Origin of the sequence: Bradyrhizobium prioriisuperbiae (assembly GCF_032397745.1) — a bacterium.
GTDB lineage: Bacteria > Pseudomonadota > Alphaproteobacteria > Rhizobiales > Xanthobacteraceae > Bradyrhizobium_A > Bradyrhizobium_A prioriisuperbiae.
The window spans coordinates 3,190,578-3,208,535 of sequence record NZ_CP135921.1; the positions used below are offsets into that span (position 1 = coordinate 3,190,578).

The 17,958-nt window shown below is 61.6% G+C and carries 15 protein-coding genes; 8 read left to right on the plus strand and 7 right to left on the minus strand.

The window, feature by feature from the left end:
- Window positions 1-2: 2 nt before the first annotated feature.
- The gene (metF, locus tag RS897_RS14955; RefSeq protein WP_315837300.1) at window positions 3-920 is read right to left on the minus strand and encodes a methylenetetrahydrofolate reductase [NAD(P)H]; all 918 of its coding nucleotides are present in this window, start codon (window positions 918-920) and stop codon (window positions 3-5) included.
- Between the two features lie 430 nt (window positions 921-1,350).
- Between metF and RS897_RS14960 the strand changes: the two genes are divergently transcribed.
- Complete coding sequence (locus tag RS897_RS14960) at window positions 1,351-2,364, plus strand: LLM class flavin-dependent oxidoreductase (protein WP_315837301.1); 1,014 nt, start codon at window positions 1,351-1,353, stop codon at window positions 2,362-2,364.
- 9 nt (window positions 2,365-2,373) lie between these two features.
- On the opposite strand, the gene RS897_RS14965 is transcribed toward RS897_RS14960, so the two are convergent.
- Window positions 2,374-3,222, minus strand: a complete 849-nt coding sequence (locus RS897_RS14965; RefSeq protein ID WP_315837302.1) for a prephenate dehydratase — start codon at window positions 3,220-3,222, stop codon at window positions 2,374-2,376.
- A 38-nt stretch (window positions 3,223-3,260) separates the two neighbouring features.
- The gene (locus tag RS897_RS14970) at window positions 3,261-4,004 is read right to left on the minus strand and encodes a 3-deoxy-manno-octulosonate cytidylyltransferase (protein WP_315837303.1); all 744 of its coding nucleotides are present in this window, start codon (window positions 4,002-4,004) and stop codon (window positions 3,261-3,263) included.
- A gap of 218 nt (window positions 4,005-4,222) precedes the next feature.
- Here RS897_RS14970 and RS897_RS14975 point away from each other — a divergent pair, with 218 nt between their 5' ends.
- From RS897_RS14975 to RS897_RS15000, 6 genes are all read left to right on the plus strand, one after another.
- Complete coding sequence (locus RS897_RS14975) at window positions 4,223-4,774, plus strand: c-type cytochrome (RefSeq protein ID WP_315837304.1); 552 nt, start codon at window positions 4,223-4,225, stop codon at window positions 4,772-4,774.
- A gap of 258 nt (window positions 4,775-5,032) precedes the next feature.
- Window positions 5,033-6,934 carry an extracellular solute-binding protein gene (locus RS897_RS14980; protein ID WP_315837305.1) on the plus strand — a complete coding sequence of 634 codons (1,902 nt, stop codon included), beginning with the start codon at window positions 5,033-5,035 and terminating at the stop codon, window positions 6,932-6,934.
- Window positions 6,935-6,948: 14 nt separating this feature from the next.
- Entirely contained in the window at window positions 6,949-8,814 is a 1,866-nt protein-coding gene (locus RS897_RS14985; RefSeq protein ID WP_315838647.1) for an extracellular solute-binding protein, read from the plus strand.
- Window positions 8,811-9,920 carry a microcin C ABC transporter permease YejB gene (locus RS897_RS14990; RefSeq protein ID WP_315837306.1) on the plus strand — a complete coding sequence of 370 codons (1,110 nt, stop codon included), beginning with the start codon at window positions 8,811-8,813 and terminating at the stop codon, window positions 9,918-9,920. The genes RS897_RS14985 and RS897_RS14990 overlap by 4 nt, the downstream gene beginning before the upstream one ends.
- On the plus strand, window positions 9,920-11,098 hold the full coding sequence (locus RS897_RS14995; protein ID WP_315837307.1) for an ABC transporter permease: 1,179 nt from the start codon (window positions 9,920-9,922) through the stop codon (window positions 11,096-11,098). The genes RS897_RS14990 and RS897_RS14995 overlap by 1 nt, the downstream gene beginning before the upstream one ends.
- 5 nt (window positions 11,099-11,103) lie before the next feature.
- Window positions 11,104-12,723, plus strand: a complete 1,620-nt coding sequence (locus RS897_RS15000) for an ABC transporter ATP-binding protein (RefSeq protein WP_315837308.1) — start codon at window positions 11,104-11,106, stop codon at window positions 12,721-12,723.
- Here the strand turns inward: RS897_RS15000 and RS897_RS15005 are convergent.
- Both RS897_RS15005 and RS897_RS15010 read right to left on the minus strand, forming a co-directional pair.
- Window positions 12,720-13,568 carry a C40 family peptidase gene (locus RS897_RS15005; protein WP_315837309.1) on the minus strand — a complete coding sequence of 283 codons (849 nt, stop codon included), beginning with the start codon at window positions 13,566-13,568 and terminating at the stop codon, window positions 12,720-12,722. The two genes, RS897_RS15000 and RS897_RS15005, sit on opposite strands and share 4 nt — an antisense overlap.
- Entirely contained in the window at window positions 13,561-14,940 is a 1,380-nt protein-coding gene (locus tag RS897_RS15010) for a leucyl aminopeptidase family protein (protein ID WP_315837310.1), read from the minus strand. Before RS897_RS15010 ends, RS897_RS15005 begins: the two co-directional genes overlap by 8 nt.
- Window positions 14,941-15,068: 128 nt before the next feature.
- Between RS897_RS15010 and RS897_RS15015 the strand changes: the two genes are divergently transcribed.
- Entirely contained in the window at window positions 15,069-15,896 is an 828-nt protein-coding gene (locus RS897_RS15015) for a tetratricopeptide repeat protein (RefSeq protein WP_315837311.1), read from the plus strand.
- 63 nt (window positions 15,897-15,959) lie between these two features.
- Here RS897_RS15015 and RS897_RS15020 read toward each other — a convergent pair whose 3' ends face one another.
- Both RS897_RS15020 and RS897_RS15025 read right to left on the minus strand, forming a co-directional pair.
- Complete coding sequence (locus tag RS897_RS15020) at window positions 15,960-16,937, minus strand: type II secretion system F family protein (protein WP_315837312.1); 978 nt, start codon at window positions 16,935-16,937, stop codon at window positions 15,960-15,962.
- Between the two features lie 9 nt (window positions 16,938-16,946).
- Entirely contained in the window at window positions 16,947-17,921 is a 975-nt protein-coding gene (locus RS897_RS15025; protein WP_315837313.1) for a type II secretion system F family protein, read from the minus strand.
- Window positions 17,922-17,958 lie beyond the last annotated feature (37 nt).

Below are 17,958 nucleotides of genomic sequence, written 5' to 3' on the forward strand. Positions count from 1 at the left end.
GCTCAAGCGGCTTTCTGCGAAACCGGACGCAAGCCCAGCAGATGACTGATGGCGAACACGAGATCGGCGCGGTTCATGGTGTAGAAATGGAAGTTGTCGACGCCCTGCTTGGCGAGCTTCTGCACCTGGCCCGCAGCGACGGTTGCGGCCACCAGCTTGCGGGTTTCCGGATCGTTGTCGAGGCCGTCGAACTTGGCTTCGAGCCAGGATGGCAGGCTCGTGCCGGTGCGGGTGGCGAAGTTTCGCACCTGCTTGAAGCTCTGCACCGGCAGGATACCGGGCACGATCGGAATATCGATGCCGCGGGCGCGAACCCGATCGACATAACGATAATAGAGATCGTTGTCGAAGAAGCACTGGGTGATCGCCCGCGCCGCACCGGCATCGACCTTGGCCTTCAGGAAATCGATATCGGCATCGAAGTCCGGGCTTTCCGGATGCTTTTCGGGATAGGCGGAGACCGAGACCTCGATATCCGGATAGTGCCGCTTGATGTCGGCGACGAGGTCGGCGGAATTCTTGTGGCCGTCGGGATGCGTCACGTAGGGCGTGCCCATGCCGCCGGCCGGATCGCCGCGCAGGGCGACGATGTGACGGACGCCGACATCATGATAACGGCCAACGATATCGCTGATTTCCGCACGCGATGCCCCGACGCAGGTCAGGTGCGCTGCCGGCAACAGGTCGGTCTCGCCGAGAATGCGGGTGATCGTCGAGTGGGTGCGCTCGCGGGTCGAGCCGCCGGCGCCGTAAGTCACCGAGACGAACGACGGCTGCAGCGGCGCCAGCCGCTTGATGGTCTCCCACAGGTTCGTCTCCATCTCCTCCGTCTTGGGCGGGAAGAATTCGAACGAAATCCGGGGCTGTTTTGCAGGGGCGCCGCTATGGGCGGCCCGGGAGGACAACGCGGTCTCACTCATGATGTGTCTCGACTCCACGCAACCCTGGTTCTGATGGGCTAGCTCCGGTCAGGTGGCCGGGCTCCTCTGGCGATCTGGGTGCCGAACATAAGGGAAGATCGGCGTTCCGCCCAGCCCACCGAACACCGGAATTGGATGGGAAATTGCCCATTTAGTCCATAATTTTCCCTATATAACGGCAATTTATTCTGTCATTGGGCAGATTTCTTCAGTCTCGATCGCGGAGGTGTTCCTGTCTATATATTTGATAATGCGTATAAATATAGTATTTTGAGATTATTTTCATGCGCTCAAAATTGTGGGCATAATATAATTAATGTCATAAATCCAAAAATTGGCCCATTCTCGGTCGGTAAGGACGTTTCAACTTCGGCTATCCGCTGGTTACCGCGCCCTTTGAAGCGGCGGTCTGAACCTTTAGCTTAAAAGCATGCCTCCGCTCTCGATCCTCGACCTCTCGGTCGTCACATCAGCCACCAAACCCGCCACCGCGCTCCGCAACAGCATCGATCTGGCGCGGCACGCCGACCGGCTCGGCTATGTCCGCTACTGGCTGGCCGAGCATCACAATCTGTCCTCGGTCGCGAGCCCTTCGCCGGACCTGATGATCGGCCAGATCGCCGCGGTAACCGAGCGCATCCGAGTCGGCTCAGGCGGCGTGATGCTGCCCAACCACGCGCCGCTGGTGGTGGCCGAGCGCTTCAAGATGCTGGAGGCACTATTTCCGGGCCGGATCGATCTCGGGCTCGGGCGTGCGCCGGGCACCGATCGCGCCACCAGCTACGCGCTGCGCCAGCGGTTGCTGGATCGTGACGGCGACGATTTCCTCGAGCGGCTGCAGGAGCTGATGCTGTGGGAGACCCGCGAATTTCCTGCCGGTCACCCCTTCAACAACGTGGTCGCGATGCCCGACGACACCCCGCTGCCGCCGATCTGGCTGCTCGGCTCCAGCGACTACAGTGCTCAGCTCTCCGCGCAGGTCGGCATGGGTTTCGCGTTCGCGCACCATTTTGCCTCATATGATGCGGTCGAGGCGCTGACCCATTACCGCCGCCACTTCCAGCCGTCGCGCTGGTGCGCGACGCCGCGCGGCATTCTGGCGATCGCGGTCATTGTCGCGGACACTGATGAGGAGGCGGAGCGGCTGGCCTCATCCGCCGATCTCAACCGCCTGCGTCGCGATCGCGGCCAGTATCTGCCGCTGCCCTCGCCCGAGGAGGCCTTGGCTTATCCATATACGGAAAATGAGCGGGCTGCGGTGACGCGTAACCGTTCCCGGCTGTTTGTCGGCAGTCCGGCAACGGTGCTGCACAAGATCCAGCCGCTGATGTCAGCGAGTGAGGCGGACGAGGTGATGGTCATCACCGCCGTGTTCGACCACGAGGCGCGCAAGCGTTCCTATAGCCTGCTGGCCGACGCGTTCGGCCTCGCCAAGGCAGCGTAATCTTCGACCTTAATCCTTGGTTTCGCTGAACGTCGCCCGGAACGGGTGCGCCGGATAGACGCCGACAATGCGGAATTCGCGCGAGAAGAACTTCAGCTCCTCCAGGGCGTAGGCCAGGCCGCGATCTTCCGGATGGCCGTCCACATCGGCGTAGAATTGCGTGGCAAAGAAATTGCCGTCCACCATGTAGCTTTCCAGCTTGGTCATGTTGACGCCGTTGGTGGCGAAACCGCCCATGGCCTTGTAGAGCGCGGCCGGCAGGTTGCGCACCCGGAATACAAAAGTTGTGACCAGCGGGCCTGAGTCCGGCTTGGCCCATTTCTCCTCGCGGGCCAGCAGCACGAAGCGCGTGGTGTTGTGGGCCTCGTCCTCAATGTCCTCGCTCAGAACATCGAGGCCGTAGATCTGCGCGGCCAGTCGGGAGGAGATCGCCGCGCAGGTCTTGTCGCCGCGCTCCGCAATGGCGCGGGCGGAGCCTGCGGTATCGCCGGCGACAATCGGCTTGATGCCGAGCTTGCGGATGACCTTGCGGCACTGGCCCAGCGCATGGACATGGCTTTCGACGGTCTTGATGTCGCTGAGCTTGGCGCCGCGCGGCGCCACCAGCTGATGGCGGACCGGCAGGAACCATTCGCCGACGATGAACAGCCCGGAATGCGGCAGCAGGTGATGGATATCGGCGACGCGTCCGGCCACCGAATTCTCGATCGGAATCATGCCGAGATCGGCTTCGCCCGAGGCGATCGCGGCAAGCGCATCCTCGAACGTCGCATAGGGGGCGGCCTCCGCGTCAGGAAAGGCCTCGACGATGGCGATATGGGAGTTCGCGCCCATTTCGCCCTGGAATGCGATTTTCATCGGTCTGCTCGTCACGGTTGGTGGGTTCGATTGTTCAGTCAGGATTTCGCCGCCAGCATCTCGCGGGCGATTTCGAGGTCATGGGGCGTATCGACGCCGAGCGGGACCGAGTCAACAACCGTGACGTCGATCCGCATGCCGGCTTCCAGCGCGCGCAGCTGTTCGAGGCTTTCACGCCGCTCCAGCGGCGAGGGCGGCAGCGTGACGAACCGCGCCAGGGCCTCGCGGCGATAAGCATAGAGGCCGATATGATGATAACGCGGGCCATCGCCGTAGGGGGCGGTGGCGCGGGTGAAATACAGCGCGCGCAGATGACTTGTCGTAATTGGCGAACCGATCATCTTCACAACGCTTGGGTTGGTGTGCTCCTCGTCCTTCGCGATGACAGCCGCCAGCGTGCCGATGTCGACCGCGGGGTCCTGCAGCGGTCCCAGCACGGCGCGGATGTCGTCGGCGGCGATGGTGGGCAGGTCACCCTGGACATTGATGATGGTGCGGACCTGCCCGGAAGGGTCGAGCTTGCACAGCGCCTCGTAGATCCGGTCCGATCCCGACGGATGGTCGTCCCGGGTCATGATGGCCTTTCCGCCATGTGCGGTCACGGCGTCGGCGATCTCGGACGTATCGGTGGCCACCACCACCCGGCCGATCCGGGCTTCCTCGGCGCGGCGCACGACTTGGACGATCATCGGCAAGCCGGCGATATCCTTCAGCGGCTTTCCCGCCAGGCGGGTCGAAGCCATGCGGGAGGGAATCAGCAGCAATGTATCGGATCTGGCCATCGGCAAAACGGGGTGGGTCAGAGTGGAAAAACGCGAAATTGCGGGCGTTTTCAACGACGCCGGGCGGGTTATACGGGTTGCCAGAGCGCAGGCAAACCGTTATCTCGTCGCTAGCCGTTTCTGCGGCTGCGAACGCTTGATTTTTGGGCCGATTTTTGGTCTTCAATCACATCATTCGTGCTTATAACGTGACCTTCCGGCGTGGGGCCTGATCCGCTATGGACTCCTTCGAACTCAACAAAATCATGGGCGCAATTCTGGGCACCTGCCTGGTCTTGATGGTGACGAATCTGACCGCGGGTGCGGTTTTCTCGCCCAAGAAGGTGGAAAAGCCGGGTTTCGAGATCGCGGCCAAGGAAGAGACCGCCAGCGGCGGCGGGGCCAAGGAAGCGGCCGCGCCGGCTGAGCCGATCGAAAAGCTGCTGCAGACCGCCTCGGTTGAAAAGGGCGCGGCATCGGCCAAGAAGTGCGCCGCCTGCCACACCTTCGAAAAGGGCGGCCCGAACCGGGTGGGTCCGAATCTCTACGACATCGTGAACCGCGACCGCGCGGTCGAAGCCGGGTTCAACTACTCTGCTGCGATGAAGGCCAAGGGCGGCAAGTGGACCTTCGACGAACTCAGCAAGTTCCTGCACAATCCGAAGGGCTACATCCCCGGCACCGCGATGGGCTTCGCCGGCCTGCCCAAGGACAGCGAGCGCGCCGACGTCATCGACTATCTGCGCACGCTGGCGGAAAATCCCGCGCCGCTCCCGACCGCTGCGAAATAATCGCTGGTTGCGATTTTGTCATGTTTCGACGGCCAGGCTCGCCCTGGCCGTTTTCGTATGCAACGTGCCCCTACCCAGGCCGGTGAATCGCCGCGACAAAATGCGCCTGGTGAACAACAGTCACTTTTGCGCGTTGGCCGTCGGAAACGACCTCGTGAGGGGTGGCAACCCATCCAAAAACCGACATAATCGCTGGGGACGTTGATCGGGGGGCGTTGGCCCTGCCGTGCAAACCGGCACAAGTACAGGATTAGTTGTTTGAAGATTTCCCGACGCCGCGTTCTCCAGGGCGGAGCCATTGCTGCAACGGCTCCGCTATTCCAAATCACATCTGCCGGTCTTTTGATCGATGCCGCGAATGCGCAAACGGCTCCGGCCGATACGAGATGGCGGCACGGGTTGTCGCTGTTCGGCGATATCAAATATCCGGCGGGCTTCAAGCACTTCGACTACGTCAATCCCGATGCGCCGAAGGGCGGCATTATCAGGCAGATTGCGAACGGGACGTTCGATAGCTTCAATGTCGCGGTCGCCGGCGTGAAGGGGAATATCGCCGCGGGGGTTAACCAGATCTATGATACGTTGACCGTCCCCTCGCTGGATGAAATTTCTACTGAGTATGGCTTGCTGGCGGAGGCCGTTAGCTATCCGGACGATTTCAGTTCGGCCATTTACCGGTTGCGGGCCGAGGCCAAGTGGCACGACGGCAAACCGGTGACGCCGGAAGATGTTATCTTCTCCCTCGATGCCTTCAAGACCCACAATCCGCGGATGTCGGGCTACTACCTCCACGTGGTGAAGGCGGAAAAGGTAGGGGATCGCGATGTGAAATTCACTTTTGACGGGCCGGGCAACCGTGAGTTGCCGCAGATCGTCGGGCAATTGGTGGTGCTGCCGAAACACTGGTGGGAGGGCACCGACGAGCAGGGACGCAAGCGCGACATCGGTACGACCACGCTGGAAAAGCCGCTGGGGTGTGGCGCCTATCGCATCAAGGACTTCGTCCCCGGCCGTTCTATTTCCTACGAACGTGTTCCCGAGTATTGGGGATCCAAGCTCAACGTCAACATCGGTCAGGACAATTTCGCCGAGCTGCGGTTCGAATATTTCCGCGATTCCATCGTGGCGATCGAAGCCTTCAAGGCCGATCAAGTGGATTACCGCGCTGAGAACAGCGCCAAGAACTGGGCCACTGCGTACGATTTTCCGGCTGTGAAGGACAATCGTGTGCTGCTCGAGGAATTCGAGACCCGCAACAGCGGTATCATGCAGGCGTTTGCCTTTAACATTCGGCGCGACAAATTCAAGGATGCACGGTTGCGCCGTGCCTTCAATATGGCGTTCGATTTCGAGGAGATGAACAAGCAGATCTTCTTCGGCCAGTACACGCGTATCAAAAGCTATTTCGAGGGCACCGAGCTTGCCTCGTCCGGACTGCCGCAAGGCGCCGAACTGGCTATCCTGGAAACTGTGCGCGCCAAGGTCCCACCGGAGGTCTTCACCACCGAATACACCAATCCCGTCAACGGCGCGGCGGATGCGGTTCGCAACAACCTTCGTGAGGCCGTGCGGCTGATGAAGGAAGCCGGCTACGAGGTGCGCGACCGCAAGATGACCAACGTCAAGACGGGCGAAGCCCTGAACGTTGAGTTCCTGAGCTACGACCCAAACGGTGAGCGTTACGTGCTGTTCTACAAGCCGTCGCTGGAGCGGCTGGGGGTCGGCGTGACGGCGCGCACGGTTGACGATGCGCAGTATGAGAATCGGCTACGACAGTGGGATTTCGATATCATCACCGGGCTCTGGCCGGAGTCGCTGTCGCCCGGTAACGAGCAACGCTATTTCTGGGGCTCGCAAGCCGCTGACCAGGCCGGCTCGCGCAACTATATCGGCATCAAGGACAAAGCGGTTGATACGCTGATCGAGCGCGTCATCTTCGCCAAGAATCGCGACGATCTGGTCGCTGCGACCAAGGCGCTCGACCGCGTGCTGTTGTGGAATCACTTCGTGGTGCCGCAATGGACCTACAACAAGCAGCGGCTCGCCCGCTGGGATCGTTTCGGACGGCCTCCGCAGTTGCCGAAATACGGCGCGTCCGCATTCCCCACGGTGTGGTGGTACGACGTCGACAAGGCCACCCGCATAGGCAGACGCTCTTGAGCCGCGGCTCTCGCGTGCCGTCGATCACACGACGCGCTGTGCTGGCCGTTGGTGGCAGCGCGGCGGCGGCTGCGGTGCTGCGGCCGGCAATGGCGACCGAGCCCGGGCAGAGTGTCCACGGCATTTCGGTGTTCGGCGACCTGAAATATCCGGCGGACTTCCATCACTTCGATTATGTCAATCTCAACGCGCCGAAGGGAGGGGTTTATTCGACCATTCCTTCGGTGCGGGCCTACAACCAGTCGTTCCTGACGTTCAATTCACTCAATGCCTACATTCTCAAGGGCGACGGTGCCCAGGGCATGGCGATGACGTTCACCACGCTGATGACGTCGGCCGCTGATGAGCCCGACGGCATGTACGGGCTTGCCGCAGCATCCGTGGCGATTTCCGCCGACAAGTTGGCCTACCGTTTCACCATGCGCCCGGAAGCGCGTTTCCATGACGGCAGCAAGCTGACGGCGCAGGACGCGGCGTTCTCGCTGACGGTGTTGAAGGAGAAGGGCCACGCCATTATCCAGCAGCAGCTGCGCGATATGGTCAAGGCTGAGGCGCTCGACGATGCGACGCTGCTGGTGACGTTCGCGGAAAAGCGTGCGCGTGATGTGCCGCTCTATGTCGCGGGCTTGCCGATTTTTTCCAGGGCCTATTACGCGATGCGGCCGTTCGACGAATCCACCCTCGATATCCCGCTCGGCTCTGGGCCTTACAAGGTTGGCCGTTTTGAAGCCGGACGCTATATCGAATTCGACCGGGTTAAGGACTGGTGGGCGGCGGACCTGCCGGTGTCGCGCGGCTTGTACAATTTCGACGTGGTCCGCTACGAATTCTACCGTGACCGCGACGTGGCGTTCGAAGGTTTTACCGGGCGCAGCTATCTGTTTCGCGAGGAATTCACGTCGCGGGTGTGGGCGACCCGTTACGATTTTCCGGCGATCAAGGATGGCCGGGTCAAGCGCGAGACATTGCCGGACGATACGCCGTCGGGCGCGCAAGGCTGGTTCATCAACTCCCGCCGCGACCGGTTCAGGGATCCGCGGGTGCGTGAGGCGTTGATCAACGCCTTTGATTTCGAGTGGACCAACAAGACCATCATGTACGGCGCGTATGCGCGCACGGTGTCGCCGTTTCAGAACTCCGACATGATGGCGAACGGACCGCCGCCGCCGGAAGAACTGGCGCTGCTTGAGCCGTTCCGTGGTCAAATCCCCGATGAAGTGTTCGGCGTGCCGTACCTGCCGCCGGTGACCGACGGCTCCGGCCAGGACCGCAGCCTGCTGCGCAAGGCCTCGCAGCTGCTGCAGGACGCCGGTTTTCCGGTCAAGGACGGCAAGCGCATGCTGCCCAACGGCGAGATCTTTCGGCTCGAGTTCCTGATGGACGAGCCGACGTTCCAGCCGCATCACATGCCCTATATCAAAAATCTCGGCACGCTTGGGATCGAAGCGACCTTCCGTCTGGTCGATCCGGTCCAGTATCGTGCGCGCGTCGACGATTTCGATTTCGACCTCACCGTGCAGCGCTTCTCGATGTCCTCGACTCCCGGCGACAGCATGCGTCCGTTCTTCTCCTCGCAGGCGGCAAAGACCAAGGGCTCGTACAATCTTGCTGGCATCGAGAACCCCGCGATTGACGCCCTGATCGAGCGCATCATCGGCGCCGACAATCGCAACGATCTGAGGGTTGCCTGCCGGGCGTTCGACCGCGTGTTCCGCGCCGGCCGTTACTGGGTGCCGCAGTGGTTCCGCGCCACCCATCCAATCGCCTATTGGGATGTGTTCGGGCATCCGCCCAATCTGCCGCGCTACGTGTCCGGTGTCGGCGCGCCGGATCTGTGGTGGACTGAGCCCGCAAAGCCGGAACAGGCCGTCAAACCATGAGCGCCTATATCGCCCGCCGGTTGCTGCTAATGGTGCCGACCCTGCTCGGCATCTTGCTGGTCTCGTTCGTCGTGGTGCAGTTCGCGCCAGGCGGGCCGGTCGAACGCGTGATCGCACAGTTGAGCGGCGCCGACACTGGCGCGAGCTCGCGCATTTCGGGATCGTCGGGCGGTGATTTCGGCGCCCGCGCCCAGCCGGGTGCGGCAGGGGATGCGGTGAATTCGAAATACCGCGGCGCGCAGGGGCTCGATCCCGCCTTCATCAAGAATCTCGAAAAGCAGTTCGGTTTCGACAAGCCGGCGCCCGAGCGCTTCCTGCTGATGCTGTGGAACTACGCCCGTTTCGATTTCGGCAAGAGCTATTTCCGTGACGTCAGCGTGCTGCAACTGGTCAAGGAAAAGCTGCCGGTCTCGATGTCGCTCGGCATCTGGATGACACTGCTGACCTACCTGATCTCGATCCCGCTCGGCATCCGCAAGGCCGTGCGCGATGGCTCCCGGTTCGACGTCTGGACCTCCGGCATTATCATCATCGGCTTTGCCATTCCGGGGTTCTTGTTCGCGATTCTGCTGATCATCCTGTTCGCGGGCGGATCGTTCTGGGATCTGTTCCCGTTGCGAGGGCTCACGTCGGACGGCTGGTCGCAATTCCCCTGGTACTGGAAAATCATCGATTACTTTTGGCACCTGACGTTGCCACTGGTCTCGATGGCGCTCGGCGCCTTCGCCACCATGACACTGCTGACAAAGAACTCGTTCCTCGACGAAATCCGCAAGCAGTATGTGATGACCGCGCGCGCCAAGGGCTGCAATGAGCGCCAGGTGCTCTACAATCACATCTTCCGCAATGCCATGCTGATCGTGATCGCAGGCTTTCCCGGGGCCTTCATTCACGCCTTCTTTTCCGGCTCGCTGCTGATCGAAACCATCTTTTCTCTCGACGGACTGGGTCTGCTCGGCTTTGAGAGTGTGTTGAACCGCGATTACCCCGTGGTCTTCGGCACGCTCTATATCTTTTCGCTGGTCGGACTCGTGGTCAATCTGCTGTCCGATCTCGCCTATATGTGGATCGATCCGCGGATTGATTTCGAGGCGCGGGAGGTGTGATGAGCGTGATCGCACCGGAGCCGATCGAGACCACCACGGTTGCCCCGCTCGGGGACGCGGTGCCGGTGACCCGGCACAAGTTCAGCCCATCGCCGCTGAACAAGCGCCGCTGGCAGAATTTCAAGACCAGCCGGCGCGGCTACTGGTCGCTCTGGCTGTTTGCAATCCTGTTTTTCGTATCGCTGTTCGCCGAGCTGATCGCCAACGATCGTCCGTTGTTGATCAAGTATGACGGGCATTTGTATTGGCCGGCGTTCTTCAACTATCCGGAGACCGCGTTCGGCGGCGATTTCGAAACCGCGGCCGATTATCGCGATCCCTATCTGCAGAAATTGATTGCGGAGAAGAATGGCTCGATCGTCTGGGCGCCGATCCGCTACTCCTACGATACGCATAACCTCGATTTGCCGACGCCGGCGCCATCCAAACCGACCTGGATGCTGACGGAGGCAGAGTGCAAGCCGGTGGTCGAACGCAAGGGGCTGAAGAGCTGCCGGGATCTGGAATACAACTGGCTCGGCACCGATGACCAGGGGCGCGACCTGGTGGCGCGGCTGATCTACGGCTTCCGCATTTCCGTGCTGTTCGGCCTGGCGTTGACCATCACATCGTCCATCATCGGTATCGCAGCCGGCGGCGTGCAGGGCTATTTCGGCGGCTGGGTCGATCTTGGTTTCCAGCGCTTCATCGAAATCTGGAGTGCCATCCCTTCGCTGTATCTGCTGCTGATCCTGTCGTCGGTGCTGGTGCCGGGCTTCTTCGTGCTGCTCGGCATTCTCCTGCTGTTTTCCTGGGTGTCGCTGGTGGGACTGGTCCGCGCTGAATTCCTGCGCGGACGCAACTTCGAGTACATCCAGGCGGCCCGGGCGCTCGGCGTGTCGAACGGCACCATCATGTTTCGACATCTGCTGCCCAACGCCATGGTCGCGACCATGACGTTCCTGCCCTTCATCGTGTCGTCCTCGGTGATGACGCTGACCGCGCTGGATTTCCTCGGCTTCGGCCTGCCGCCCGGCTCGCCTTCGCTGGGCGAGCTGTTGTCGCAGGGCAAAGCCAATATCCAGGCGCCGTGGCTCGGCTTCGCCGGCTTCTTTTCGGTCGCGATCATGCTGTCGCTCTTGATCTTCATTGGCGAAGCGGTGCGTGACGCGTTCGATCCACGCAAGACCTTCAGGTAGCCGCGATGGATGCGATCAACCAGCCGCTGCTCGATGTGCGCGATCTCTCGGTCAGCTTTGGCTCATCCGTCGCCGTCGACAGGATTTCATTCGAGATCAGACGTGGCGAGTGCGTGGCACTGGTCGGGGAATCCGGCTCCGGAAAGTCGGTCAGTGCGCTGTCGGTGCTGAAGCTGCTGCCGTATCCAACTGCACATCATCCCTCCGGCTCGATCCGCTTCAAGGGTCAGGAGTTGCTGCCGTTGACGGAGAACGAGATTCGCTCGATCCGCGGCAACGATATTTCGATCATCTTCCAGGAGCCGATGACCTCGCTCAATCCGCTGCACACGATCGAAGCGCAGATTGGCGAGATACTGTTGCTGCACGCGGGACTGCGCGGCGCGGCGGCGCGGACCCGCATCCTGGAACTGCTGACCCAGGTCGGGATTCCCGAACCCGAGACGCGCCTCGGGAGTTATCCGCATCAATTGTCCGGTGGCCAGCGCCAGCGGGTGATGATCGCCATGGCGCTGGCTAACGAGCCGGATCTGCTGATCGCCGATGAGCCGACCACCGCACTCGACGTCACGGTGCAGGCGCAGATCCTGAAGCTGTTGGCGGATATCCGCGCCCGACTCGGCATGAGCTTGTTGTTCATCACCCATGATCTCGGCATCGTGCGCCGGATTGCGGACGTGGTCTGTGTGATGAACAACGGCAAGATCGTGGAAAAGGGCCCGGTGGAACAGGTGTTCACCGATCCCCAGCATCCTTACACCCGGGCGCTGCTTGCGGCCGAGCCGAAGCCGGATCCCGCACCGCCGCGCCCGACAGAACCGGTCGTGATCAAGACCGACGATCTGAAAGTCTGGTTTCCGATCAAGCGTGGTTTGCTTCGCCGCACCGTCGGCCAGATCAAGGCGGTGGATGGTGTCAGCCTGTCGGTCCGCAAGGGCGAGACGCTCGGCGTGGTCGGGGAATCCGGATCAGGCAAGACCACTCTTGGTCTGGCGCTGCTGCGGCTGATTTCATCCGACGGCCCGATCGTCTTTCTTGGCAAGGACATTCAAGGACTGCGCTTCAAGGAAATGCGGCCGTTTCGGCGCGACATGCAGATCGTGTTTCAGGACCCTTACGGCGCATTGAGCCCCCGCATGTCGGTCGGCGACATCGTGGCCGAAGGGCTGACTGTGCACCAGCCGTCGCTCGACTACGATGCGCGCGAGGCGCGTGTGGTCAAGGCGCTCACCGAGGTCGGGCTCGATCCGCAGACGCGCTTTCGTTACCCACACGAATTCTCCGGCGGCCAGCGCCAGCGCATCAGCATCGCCCGCGCGGTGGTGCTGGAGCCGAACTTCGTGGTTCTGGACGAGCCGACCAGCGCCCTGGATATGCTATTCCAGGCCCAGATGGTCGAGCTATTACGCGATCTGCAGCGCAAGCGCGATCTGACCTACATGTTCATCTCGCATGATCTGCGGGTAGTGGCCTCGCTGGCGAGCCATTTGATCGTGATGCGTCACGGCAAGATCGTCGAGGAAGGGCCGGCTGCGGAGCTGTTCAAGGCTCCGAAAACCGATTACACGCGAGCGCTGTTTGCTGCCGCTTTCCGCAATGAGGCGGCGCCGATTGCTGAGAGTTAGGTTTCCAACCTTTTCACGCTGGTCAATTCGCTGCCCGCAGCCCTGATCCGCTCGATCGCGTCCCGTGTCCGCTCGAGCGCCGTCATCATGTGATGGGCGTTGGCGTGGATCAGCGTGTCACCGTCGCGCACGATCGCGACATGGCCCTTCCAGAACAGCAGGTCGCCACGCCGGGCGTCGATCCACAGCGCCGATGGCACCGCAGTTCCGAGTGCACTCTCTTGCATGTCGCTGTCGCGCGGTGCCGCCACGCCGGTCGCGGCGAGCGCAATCTGCACCAGGCCGGAGCAATCGATCCCGAGGCTGGTTTTGCCGCCCCACAAATACGGCGTTCCGATAAAGCGCTCCGCGACCGCGACGAAGTCGCCCTCGGTGTGATCGATGCCTGCGACATGAGCGAGCGGCAGATAGTGTCGCTGGCTGGTGATGGCAAAGCTATCGTCCGTTCGCACGATTTCCACCAGGGCGCCGAGCGGAAGCGTGTCGACCGGCGGCAACTTGATTGACGGTCCGGGGAAAGCAAAGGTCCTCAGCGCTGTAACCTTGTGCGTCGGCGTGGTGCGCGGCACCACCAACGCTAGATCGGGAAGCCAGCCGACATACCCGTCGCTCTGCAACTGTCCCCACGCCCAACCTTCGATGTTGCGGTCATAGATGGTGATGCGTTCGCCCTTGAGCGCCTGGGTATCGAGCGCGGCGTCGTGCGAAGGCTCTCTCCGCAGTGGCACGATGGCATCGAACACCTCGAAGTCTTCGCCCTCGACAAAGCGTTCGGCCTTGACCTCGCCCTGAAGGTGCATGGCCGCGAGGTCGGGACGGGCGGGAGTAAGGCGTGGATCAGCCATAACGTTCGCTCAGCAGTTTGTAGATCGCGCGCGCCGCCTGGCATTCGCCGCCTTCGGGCCGCGCCGGCTTGGCGGTCGGCGTCCAGCCGTAGATATCGACATGCAGCCAGCTTTTCGCCGCCTCGACGAAGCGTTGCAGGAACAGTGCGCAGGTGATCGAGCCGGCGAAGCCGTTCGAGGGAGCGTTGTTGATGTCGGCGATCTTGGAGTCGAGCCATTTGTCGTAGGCCGGCCACAGCGGCATCCGCCACAACGGATCGTTTTCCTGTCGGGCACAGCGGGCGATATCGCCGGCCAGCGTTTCGTCATTGGTGTAGAAGGGCGGAAGATCTGGCCCCAGCGCGACGCGTGCGGCGCCGGTCAGTGTTCCCAGGTCGATCAGGAGGTCGGGCTTGTCCTCGTCGGCGAGCGCCAGCGCGTCGGCCAGCACCAGCCGTCCTTCGGCGTCGGTGTTGCCGATCTCGACGGTCGGTCCCTTGCGTGAGGGGAAGATATCGAGCGGGCGAAAAGCGTTGCCGGCGACTGAATTTTCCACCGCCGGAATCAGCACCCGCAGGCGGATTTTGAGCTTCGCCGCCATCGCCATCTGCGCCAGCGCCAGCACGTTGGCGGCGCCGCCCATGTCCTTTTTCATGATCAGCATGCCGCTGGACGGCTTCAGATCGAGGCCGCCGGTATCGAAGCAGACGCCCTTGCCGACCAAGGTCACCTTCGGGTGCGCGGGATCGCCCCAGCTGATGTCGATCAGGCGGGGCGCGCGCGGCGAAGCGCGTCCGACGGCGTGAATCAGTGGAAAGTTCTGCTGCAGGAGATCGTCACCAACGATGCAGGTGAATGTCGCGTCAAAGCGATCCGCGAGCGCCTTCGCCGCCTGGGCGAGTTCCTCCGGCCCCAAGTCATTGGCCGGTGTGTTGATCAGGTCGCGTGCGAGGGCGGCCGCCTCGCTGATGCGGGTGACATCGTCAATGTCGATCCCGTCCGGCGCAACCAGACGTGCGGCGGGCTGATCGGCCTTGCGATAGCGCGTGAACCGATAGCTGCCCAGGGCAAACGCCAGGGTCGCCAAGCGCGTGTCGTGGGGAGCATTGGCGAAACGATAGACTCCGGCCGGCAGCAGCCCGGGCAGCTGGCCCGGCCGAAACGGGTCACCTGCGCCATCATTCGCATTTTCCAGCCCGAACAGCACCTGGGACAGAGCGCCATCGGCGGCCGGCAAAGCGAGGTACTGGCTCGGTTTCGCCACAAATCCGTTGGTTTCAGCGAATTGCCGGGCTGTCGCCGGCAGCGCCGCTTTCACGTCCGCCCATGAGGATTTGGTCACGAACGTGATGGGGATCGAAGCAGAGGCGGAAGGTTCAAAAACGCTGGGCATCGAAGGTCTCGCCTGAGGAAGGGGACTGATCCGGCGGATATAGCCCGATTAACCTGACGTTAGGGTTAACAGTCTATTGATGGCGTCATCTCCTGCCGTATTCCGTCGAATTTTGTGAGTAGATGCGCATGCGTGACCAGCCTCATTTTGCCCGGCTTCTGCTGTCCGCAGCGACAGTGGTGATCTTGGCCGCGGCGGCTGCCGGGTGTCAAACGATGGCGCGATCCTCCGGCGACGTGACCGGCTCGGTGGGTGGGCCTCTTGGAGCACGGGCTGAAGCGCCGGCTGGCCGCGATGCCCGCACTCCCATCGACGGATTGGGTGAGCGCTATCGTGCCAATCCGCGAGATCCGGACGCCGCGCTCAAATACGGTCAGGCATTGCGTACCAATGGCCAGCGCACCCAGGCCGTTGCGGTGCTCGAGGCCGCAACGCTGGCGAACCCCGGCAACAAGCCGCTGCTGGCGACCTATGGACGCGCGTTGGCCGAAAACGGCAATTTCAAGCTGGCGTTCGATACGTTGAGCCAGGCCCATACGCCGGCGAATCCCGATTGGCGCATTCTGTCCGTGCAAGGGACGACCCTGGATCAGATGGGACGTCATGACGAGGCGCGCCGCTATTACGCGAGCGCCCTGAAAATTGTACCTGAGGAACCCTCGGTGCTGTCCAATCTCGGATTGTCCTACATGCTGTCCAAGGAGCTGCCCAAATCGGAAGAAACGCTGCGTCGGGCCTACAGCAGCCCCGGCGCCGATGTTCGTGTCCGGCAGAATCTGGCTCTGGTCGTGGGTCTGCAGGGTCGCTTTTCCGAGGCGGAAACCATCGTCAAGGCGGATCTGCCGCCGGAAGAAGCCGCCGCCAACGTCGCCTATCTGAAGCAGATGCTCAATCGCAGTGAAGGTTCTCGGCAGGGCGCGCAGAGCGAAGCTGCCTCCGCCCCGCATCGCTCCTGATCGACAGCTTTTCCGGCAAGTAGCCCCGACCAGATCATCGTCGGGGACGTCACATCCATTCCGTCAGTGCATGTAACCTGTAACCTTGATCGCTGTCGGTCCCATGATCACGATGAACAGGACCGGCAGGAAGAACAGGATCATCGGCACGGTCAGCTTCGGCGGCAAGGCCGCCGCCTTCTTCTCGGCCTCGTTCATGCGCATGTCGCGATTTTCCTGGGCCAGAACGCGTAACGTATGAGCCATCGGTGTGCCATAACGTTCAGCTTGCTGAAGCGCCAGCGCGACGGATTTGACGCCTTCCAGGCCGATCCGCTTGGCGAGATTCTCATAGGCGACCTTGCGATCCTGCAGGTATGAAAGCTCCGCGGTTGCGAGTGTCAGTTCTTCCGCGAGCGGGATCGATTGCGCGCTGATCTCCTGGCTGACCCTGCGGAACGCGGCTTCGATCGACATGCCGGATTCGATGCAGATCAGTGTCAGGTCGATAGCGTCGGGAAAGGCACGCTTGATCGAAAGCTGCCGTTTGGAAATCGCGTTCCTGAGAAAAAGCATCGGCGCCTGCAGGCCGAGATAGGACATGCCAATGCAGATGGCGAGTTTTATGGTGAAGGGCTGCTGCAACTTCGATAACACGAAGACGTAAAACGCGCTCGCCAGCAAGAAGGCAATTGGAGTGACCATGCGAAAAAATAGGAAGGTCGTGTAAGGCGCCTGACCGCGGTATCCGGCCATGACCAGCTTTTCGCGCGCGGACTCCTGTGCGACCCATTTTCCAAGGTTGAAATCGTCGACGGCCTTCTGAACGAGTTGCCGGGGCGCCTGTCGCAAGGTTACTTTTTCGGTGCGATTCATCCTGTCGCGCTCTCGCTGCCGGATGCGCTCGCGTTCGCTGGCAACGGCTTTCATCCGCTTGGAGAGATCCTCTCCGGCAAGCAGCGGCGTAATCAGAGTGTAAGCGGTGGCGCTGGCTGCAATCGCAGCCAGCAGCATCGCCAGAAAGCGGGTGTCGTGGAGTTTCTCGACCAGGAACTCGAACATGACGGTTTCTCAGAAATCGAAATTAATCATACGTTTCATCACGAGGACGCCCATGGTCATCCAGATGACGGATCCAGCAAGCATGATCCGTCCGGTCGGATGGGTCCAAAGCAACGAGATGTAGTCGGGCGTCGATATATAAACGAACAGCATGACGAGCGGAGGCAACGCGCCGATGATCGAGGCGGATGCCTTGGCCTCCATCGACATCGCCTGGATTTTTCCTGCCATCTTCTTGCGGTCACGCAAAACCTTGGAGAGGTTTCCAAGTGCTTCGGAGAGATTTCCGCCGGATTTTTGCTGAATTGAAATGACGATGCCGAAAAAGCTCGCCTCCGGCAGCGGCATTCTATCGTAGAGGCGCATGCAGGCTTCGCCCAGCGGCATGCCGATCGCCTGGGTCTCCACAATCGCGGCGAATTCGCTCTTGAGCGGTTCAGGCGAGTCATTCGCGACGACCCGCAGCGAGTCGAACAATGGCAGGCCCGATTTGATGCCGCGGACGATGACGTCGACGGCATCCGGCAATGCGGCGAGGAATTTTTTCTCACGACGTTTCTTGAGAAAGCCGAGAATCCAGCGCGGCAATCCAAAGCCCGCGGCAAATGCCAGGCCGAGAGCCGGCAGGAGGCCTGCGCCGACGACCAGCGGAATCAGGAAGGCGAGCGCGCCGAGCACGGCCGAGATGACCATGAATTTTTCCTTCGACCAGGTCAGGCCCGCCTGGGTAATTCGCGTTGCAATCGCGACTTTCTGCGCTTTCCGGTTTCGTTCTTCGATTTCTTTGATCGACGCCTCGACCTGATCGCGTCGCGTGCGCTGGTTCCGGTCGCCCATGCGGGTAACCGGTTCGGCCTTGGAAAGCGATGCACGGCGTTTGGCGCTTTGCCGCTCTCCGGAGAGCAGCGGGTAGATGAACACCCACGCCAGCCCGCCGACAAAGAGAGCCGCGAGAAACGCGAAAGCCAGCGATTGCAGTTTCATATCCCTCGCTCCTCAGCACGATCCCGGGGCAGACGCG